This window comes from Actinosynnema sp. NPDC049800 (genome assembly GCF_040656635.1).
In the GTDB taxonomy this organism is placed as follows: Bacteria; Actinomycetota; Actinomycetes; order Mycobacteriales; family Pseudonocardiaceae; genus Actinosynnema.
In genome coordinates, this window is the sequence record NZ_JBFAMT010000002.1 from 69,292 (window position 1) to 75,845 (window position 6,554).

Here is a 6,554-nt window from a genome sequence, read left to right on the forward strand (position 1 = left end):
GGCCGTCGTCGCGGTGGGCCGGGTCGCGGCCTACGGGCTCCGGGCGTGACTGAGGGGCCCCGAACACCGACCAGGACCCCTCCAAGGCTGCCAATGTACCCCGGTCGGGGGACGAAATGGCAGGTCGTGTAGCGCAACGCCACCAGAAGTAACAGATCGGATCACACGATCAGTCGGCCCTGGATCACCGTCACGGCCTGTCCGGCGAGCCGTACGCGATCTTGGTCCAGAGTGGTCCGGACCAGCCCACCGCGGGCCGACGCCTGCTCGGCCAGCAGGTTCGCCCGACCGAGCCGCGGCGCCCACCACGAGGCGAGCGTGCAGTGCGCGGAACCGGTTACGGAATCCTCCGGGACTCCGTAGGAGGGGTAGAAGCACCGGCTCACCACGTCGAGCCCCGGCCGGTCGCCCGGTGCGGTCACGATCACACCGCGCCCGGGCACCTCGGCCAGCGCGGCGAAGTCCGGGCGGAGCTCGCGGACCTCGTCGGCGGAGGCGGCTTCCACCAGGACGTCGGACACGGCCTGAGCGACGGCCCTCACCGTGACGCCCGGCAGGCCCGCGCGCAGCGGCGTGGTCATCTCGATCGGCTCCGCCGGGTCGGCCGGGAAGTCCATCTCCACCCAGCCGTCCTCGGCCGCGCAGGTGAGCACGCCGCTGCGGGTGTCGAACCTGCGGCTGCCGCCGAGCACGTGCGCGGCGGCCAGGGTGGCGTGACCGCACAGGTCCACCTCGGCGACGGGCGTGAACCAGCGCAGCGGCACCGGGTCCTCGTGGTCGATCCGCACGAACGCCGTCTCGGCGTGCTTCATCTCGGCGGCGACGGCCTGCATCCACCGCTCGTCCGCCGGGCCGTCCAGCAGCACCACGCCCGCCGGGTTGCCCGCGAACGCGCGGTCGGTGAACGCGTCGACCACGTACAGCTCCACGGCGGCAATCTACGTCGCGAACGGGTTAGCTGGCAGACGTGGACCCGTTACTGCCCGACATCACTCTTGTCGACGACCCGTACTCCTTCTCAGAGCTGTCCGAGGACGCCCTGAACGCCTCCTGGGGCGCGCTGCGCACGCACTCGTTGCACTGGCACCCCGGCGCGGATTTGGACGACCTGCTGCGGCGGTGGCCGCTGAGCGGAGGCGGCGATCACGACACGGCCGCGCTGGTGACCGTGCCCAGTCGTGCGGTCGAGGCCGCGGACGTGCTGGCGCGGCACGGTTACGCGCCGTTGCTGGTGACCGCCGCCCGACTGCCCGGCCGTGGCTTCGACCGCCGTTCGACGGCGCGGATCGTGCCGTTGACGCAGGAGAACCTCGACGCGGCCGTGGAGCTGAACGTGGAGACGCTCCGGTTCGACAGCCTGTTCGGCATGGTCACCGCCCGGCCGTCCAGCGCCGAGCGGCTGCGCGAGCACATCGCGTCGCTGCTGGAGCGGCCGGAGCCGTGCGGGTGGTTGGCGGAGCGCGACGGGGAGGTCGTCGGGTTCGTCTACTACGACCTGCCCGGGCACGCGGAGTGGATCGCCCCGCGGACGTCCGTGCGGCCGGTGGCCTACCTCGGGTTGCTCGGCGTGCGGCGGGACGCGCGTGGCGGCGGCATCGGCGCGGCGCTGGCCGACCACGCGCACGGGTTGCTGGACGAGGCGGGCGTCGGCGTGACGCTGCTGCACCACGCCCTGCCCAACCCCCTGTCCGCACCGTTCTGGTACTCCCACGGCTACCGGCCGCTGTGGACGACCTGGCAACGCCGGCCCGCCCGTTAGCCCTGCTCGCCCGGTGGACTGAACGGAGCAGCCGCCCGGCGTGGCGCCGTCGTCCGAACGGCGCAGGAGGGGACAGTGGGTGCAACCCTCGTCCACCCGAGTGAACTTGTCCGGGCGGGGTACTCGAAGCGCAGGTCCAGACCTCTTACATGACGAGGAAGCAGGTACGGGAAGGACGGGCGAGGGGGCCGCCATGAACGTTGCGAGGGAGTTGTCCGGCCGGGCGAAATCCATGCTCCGCGCCGTTGCCGCTGGTCGGGCTGAGCTGTCGGGGGGACGCGAGCCTGACCTGTACGTGGACGGGTTGCCGTGCTGCGACCAGATGGTCACGCACGACCTGGTCCACGCGGGGCTGCTGCGGGCCCGGCGGGCGGTGGGTCTGGACGAGCGCACGGACGCCGAGCTGACCGAGGCGGGCCGAGCCGCCATCGCGTAACCCTCGAACAAGCGTTCGATATGGGTTATGCTGCAGTCGAGGCCGGCACGCAAGCGAGAGGAAGCGCTTGCGCGTCGGCCTCACCTACGTCCACACCAGCCACCAGGACCCAACTCCGGGCCGATCGCCAAGACCCCACCGACGATCCCACCCGATCGTGCCCCCACCACCCACGAACCGGCCGTCACCTGCCCACGCGACCACCTACGAACCGGCCGTCACCTGCCCACGCGACCACCTACGAACGGGGGTCCGGGGGCAGCGCCCGCCGGGCGGGGTCTGGGGGTTGCACCCCCAGAGGGCACAACGCAAAACCCCTGCTCGCGCTTTCTGCGAGCAGGGGTTCCTGTTTTGCGTGGCGGGTAGAGGATTCGAACCTCTGTAGCTTTCGCGACGGATTTACAGTCCGCTCCCATTGGCCGCTCGGGCAACCCGCCCCGCGCCCGGTGGTGCCGGGTGCGGTGCAGACAATACATAAGCCCGTGGGGGCATGCGCAACCGGGTTCCCCGGTAGGCTTCCGGGCGGTTCCAGACCCACCTACGCGGAGGTACCGAGCACGTGGCAGACCCGTCGTTCGACGTGGTGAGCAAGGTCGACCGCCAGGAAGTCGACAACGCGCTCAACCAGGCCGCCAAGGAGCTGAGCACCCGGTTCGACTTCCGCGGCACGGGGACTCAGGTGTCCTGGGCGGGCGAGGAGGCGATCGCCTTCCAGTCCGAGACCGAGGAGCGCTGCCGGGCCGCGATCGACGTCTTCCAGGAGAAGCTGGTCAAGCGCGGCATCTCGATGAAGGCCTTCGAGATCGGCGACCCGGCCCTGTCGGGCAAGGTGTTCAAGGTGACCGGCAACCTGGTCCAGGGCATCTCGAGCGAGAAGGCCAAGGAGATCGCGAAGAAGGTCCGCGACGAGGGCCCCAAGGGCGTGCAGGCGCAGATCCAGGGCGACCAGCTGCGCGTCACGGGCAAGAAGAAGGACCACCTGCAAGACGTGATCGCCCTGCTCAAGAGCTCCGACTTCGGCATCGCCCTCCAGTTCACCAACTACCGATGAAGGGCATCATCCTCGCCGGCGGCAGCGGCACGCGGCTGCACCCGATCACCCAGGCGGTGTCGAAGCAGCTGCTGCCCGTCTACGACAAGCCGATGGTGTACTACCCGCTCTCGGTGCTGATGCTGGCGGGCGTGCGCGAGGTGCTGCTCATCTCGACCCCGATGGACCTGCCACTGTTCCGGCGGCTCCTCGGTGACGGCTCGCAGTTCGGCCTGAGCATCTCCTACGCGGTGCAGCCTCACCCGAACGGGCTGGCCGAGGCGTTCGTCATCGGCGCGACCTTCATCGGCGACGACGACGTGTCGCTGGTGCTCGGCGACAACATCTTCTACGGCCAGGGCTTCTCCAAGCTCCTGCAGCACAACGCCGCCGAGCTGGACGGCTGCGTGCTGTTCGGCTACCCGGTGAAGGACCCGGAGCGGTACGGGGTCGGCGAGGTCGACGCGGACGGCAGGCTGATCAGCATCGAGGAGAAGCCGCCGCTGCCGAAGTCGAACAAGGCCATCACCGGCCTGTACTTCTACGACAACCAGGTCGTGGACATCGCCAGGTCGCTCGAACCGTCGCCGCGCGGCGAGCTGGAGATCACCGACGTCAACCTCGCCTACCTGCGGGAAGGCCGCGCCAAGCTGGTCGACCTGGGCCGCGGTTTCGCGTGGCTGGACACCGGCACGCACGACTCGATGCTGGAGGCGGGCCAGTTCGTGCAGGTGCTGGAGCACCGGCAGGGCGTGCGCATCGCGTGCCTGGAGGAGATCGCGCTCCGGATGGGGTACATCACCTCGGAGGAGTGCTACGTGCTCGGCGAGAAGCTGGCGAAGTCCGGCTACGGCCAGTACGTGATGAACGTCGCACTGGAAGCCCGCTAGCACCGGCCGCTAGTGCCGGCGGGCCAGCTCCTCGAGCCGGCGCACGCGGTCCTCGATCGGCGGGTGGGTGGAGAACAGCCTGACCCGGTTCTCCCCCGCCCGGAACGGGCTCGCGATCATCAGGTGCGACTGCGCGACCACGGCGGGCTCCGGCGCCAGCGGCGCGGCACGCGTGCCGACGTCGATCTTCCGCAGCGCCGACGCCAGCGCCAGCGGGTCGCCGGTCAGCTCCGCGCCGGACTCGTCGGCCTGGTACTCCCGGGACCGGCTCACGGCCATCCGCACGATGAGCGCCGCGATCGGGCCGAGCACGGCGATGAGCAGGATCGCGAACGGGTTGGGCCGGTCGTCGTCGCCCTCGCCGCCGAAGACGCTCGCGAAGATCGCCAGGTTCGCCAGCGTGCTGACCGCGCCGGCCAGCGCGCCCGCGACGCACGAGATGAGGATGTCGCGGTTGTAGACGTGCGACAGCTCGTGCCCCAGCACGGCGCGCAGCTCGCGTTCGTCGAGCAGGTCGAGGATGCCGGTGGTGCAGCAGACGGCGGCGTTGCGCGGGTTGCGGCCGGTCGCGAAGGCGTTCGGCGCGATGGTGGGGCTGACGTAGAGGCGCGGCATCGGCCGGCGCGCGGCCATGGCCAGCTCGCGGACGATCCGGTACATCGCGGGCTGCTCCACCTCGGACACCGGCCTGGCGCGCATGGCGCGCAGCGCGAGCTTGTCCGAGTTGAAGTAGGCGTAGGCGTTCACGGCCAGCGCCAGCAGCAGGCCGACGACGAGGGCCGTGCGGCCGAACAGCGAGCTGATCGCCACGATCAGCCCGCTCATGGCAGCGAGCAGCAACGCGGTCTTCAACGCGTTGAAGTGCTTGTGCACGCTTCGCCTCCGGCCTGCTCCTACGTCCCCTCCCTCAACGCGCCCGGTCGGCGCGGGGTTCCGGTACCGGGGCGTGCCGGGCGTGTGGCGGTGGTCTCGGGAGCCGGCTCGGCGCCCTCGTCCAGCGGCGGTGGCGGCGGCACGTGCGTGACCCACGTGGCGAGCACGTCGCGTTCGTGGACGAGCTCGGCCACCGCGCCCTCGCCGTCGAGGCCGCCCGTGCCGGGGTAGGAGAAGTCCGGCGCCCAGTGCAGGGCGTCGAACGGGCACGCCTCCACGCAGATGCCGCAGTACAGGCACTGGCCGTAGTCGATGGCGAACCGGTCGAGCACGTTGCGCGCACGGGGCCGGGCCGAACCGGGCTGCTGCTCGACCTCGGTGTGCGAGTCGATGTGGATGCACCAGTCGGGGCACTCGCGGGCGCAGATCATGCACACCGTGCAGTTGGCCTCCAGCAGCGCGATGACGCCTCGGGTGCGTGGTGGCAGCTCAGCCACGGGTGTCCTCCTCGTAGCGCGGGCCCCAGGACGGGTCGGGCACGCCGGGTGGCGCGGCCCGCCTGCGGCTGGGCGACGACGTGCCGTCCTCGCCCGGTTCGAGCCGGCCCGGCCACGGGCGCACCACGCGGGAGGCCAGCACGAAGTCCTTGCGCAGCGGGTGGCCGCTGAAGCCGTCCGGGAGCAGCAGGTGCGCCGGTTCGCCGTCGGCGAGGGCGATGCCGAACATCTCCGCGGCCTCGCGCTCGTGCCACGCCGCGCCCGCCCACTGGGCGGCCACGCTCGGCAGCACGTCGTCCGGGCCGAGTTCGGTGCGCAGCAGCACGCCGTCCTTGGTGTCGGGGTCGAGCACGTGCAGCAGCACGGCGTGCCGCTGTCCCGCGGCGCCGGGACGGCCCGCGTCCTCGACGCCGAGCCAGTCGAACTGCGCGCAGCCCAACTCCTCGCGCGCGTGGCGGGCGGCTTCGGACCACGCGTGCAGCGGCACGTGCGCGGTGGTCTGGCCGAACGCCGTCTTGACCTGGGCGTCGGGGATGAGGGAGGCCAGGGCCTGCGAGGCGGCGCTCACGACACCATCCGGTGCAGCGCGGCGAGGCCGTCGAGCAGGGCCTCGGGACGTGGCGGGCAGCCCGGCACGGCGACGTGCACCGGCAGCGCCTGGTCGATGCCCTTGGTGACGCTGTAGGAGTCCCAGTACGGCCCGCCGGTGTTGCTGCACGCGCCGACGGAGATCACGTAACGCGGTTCCGGCATCTCCTGGTAGGTCGCGATCACCGCGGGCAACATGGCGTCGGTGACCGTGCCGGAGACGACGAGCACGTGCGCCTCGCCCGCCGCGTGCACCGGATCGACCCCCAGCGCTTCGAGCTGCTCCGGGCGGTAGCCCTCCAGCGCCGCCATGACCTCGACGCCGCAGCAGGCCAGGCCGAGGTCGAGCACGGTGACCCGGTACGTCGTGCCCCAGTCCAAGGTGGAAACCGTCACGCGGGTGAGGTTAATACGTGGGGGCCCGCCGGGCTGCTGCCCGGGCGCGCCCCCCCCCCCCCCCCCCCCGCCCCGGGGGAGCCCC

The 6,554-nt window shown here is 71.5% G+C and carries 9 protein-coding genes and 1 tRNA gene; 4 read left to right on the forward strand and 6 right to left on the reverse strand.

Features of this window, described 5'->3' with window-relative positions; translation table 11 throughout:
- Nucleotides 1-161: 161 nt before the first annotated feature.
- Complete coding sequence (locus tag AB0I91_RS02915; RefSeq protein ID WP_499634941.1) at nucleotides 162-929, reverse strand: PhzF family phenazine biosynthesis protein; 768 nt, start codon at nucleotides 927-929, stop codon at nucleotides 162-164.
- Nucleotides 930-967: 38 nt separating this feature from the next.
- Between AB0I91_RS02915 and AB0I91_RS02920 the strand changes: the two genes are divergently transcribed.
- A complete protein-coding gene (locus AB0I91_RS02920; RefSeq protein ID WP_499634943.1) occupies nucleotides 968-1,759 on the forward strand; it encodes a GNAT family N-acetyltransferase in 792 nt (263 codons plus the stop codon).
- Nucleotides 1,760-1,952: 193 nt separating this feature from the next.
- Nucleotides 1,953-2,195, forward strand: a complete 243-nt coding sequence (locus tag AB0I91_RS02925; protein ID WP_230566453.1) for a hypothetical protein — start codon at nucleotides 1,953-1,955, stop codon at nucleotides 2,193-2,195.
- 356 nt (nucleotides 2,196-2,551) lie between these two features.
- Here AB0I91_RS02925 and AB0I91_RS02930 read toward each other — a convergent pair.
- Nucleotides 2,552-2,632: transfer RNA gene (locus tag AB0I91_RS02930), tRNA-Tyr, on the reverse strand.
- Nucleotides 2,633-2,754: 122 nt separating this feature from the next.
- Here AB0I91_RS02930 and AB0I91_RS02935 point away from each other — a divergent pair.
- Together AB0I91_RS02935 and rfbA are read left to right on the forward strand one after the other, a co-directional pair.
- Nucleotides 2,755-3,246 carry a YajQ family cyclic di-GMP-binding protein gene (locus AB0I91_RS02935; protein ID WP_498776465.1) on the forward strand — a complete coding sequence of 164 codons (492 nt, stop codon included), beginning with the start codon at nucleotides 2,755-2,757 and terminating at the stop codon, nucleotides 3,244-3,246.
- Complete coding sequence (gene rfbA / locus AB0I91_RS02940) at nucleotides 3,243-4,115, forward strand: glucose-1-phosphate thymidylyltransferase RfbA (RefSeq protein ID WP_498776463.1); 873 nt, start codon at nucleotides 3,243-3,245, stop codon at nucleotides 4,113-4,115. The genes AB0I91_RS02935 and rfbA overlap by 4 nt, the downstream gene beginning before the upstream one ends.
- A gap of 9 nt (nucleotides 4,116-4,124) precedes the next feature.
- Here the strand turns inward: rfbA and htpX are convergent, their stop codons facing one another.
- From htpX to AB0I91_RS02960, 4 genes are read right to left on the reverse strand one after another with little or no spacing between them, the layout of a single operon-like run.
- Entirely contained in the window at nucleotides 4,125-4,988 is an 864-nt protein-coding gene (gene htpX, locus AB0I91_RS02945) for a zinc metalloprotease HtpX (RefSeq protein ID WP_498776461.1), read from the reverse strand.
- A gap of 20 nt (nucleotides 4,989-5,008) precedes the next feature.
- Nucleotides 5,009-5,485 (reverse strand): 4Fe-4S binding protein, encoded by a 477-nt coding sequence (locus AB0I91_RS02950; protein WP_498776459.1) that lies wholly within the window; start codon nucleotides 5,483-5,485, stop codon nucleotides 5,009-5,011.
- Complete coding sequence (locus AB0I91_RS02955) at nucleotides 5,478-6,053, reverse strand: NADH-quinone oxidoreductase subunit C (protein WP_499634947.1); 576 nt, start codon at nucleotides 6,051-6,053, stop codon at nucleotides 5,478-5,480. The genes AB0I91_RS02950 and AB0I91_RS02955 overlap by 8 nt, the downstream gene beginning before the upstream one ends.
- Nucleotides 6,050-6,469 (reverse strand): NADH-quinone oxidoreductase subunit B, encoded by a 420-nt coding sequence (locus AB0I91_RS02960; protein ID WP_499634950.1) that lies wholly within the window; start codon nucleotides 6,467-6,469, stop codon nucleotides 6,050-6,052. The genes AB0I91_RS02955 and AB0I91_RS02960 overlap by 4 nt, the downstream gene beginning before the upstream one ends.
- Between the last annotated feature and the right edge of the window lie 85 nt (nucleotides 6,470-6,554).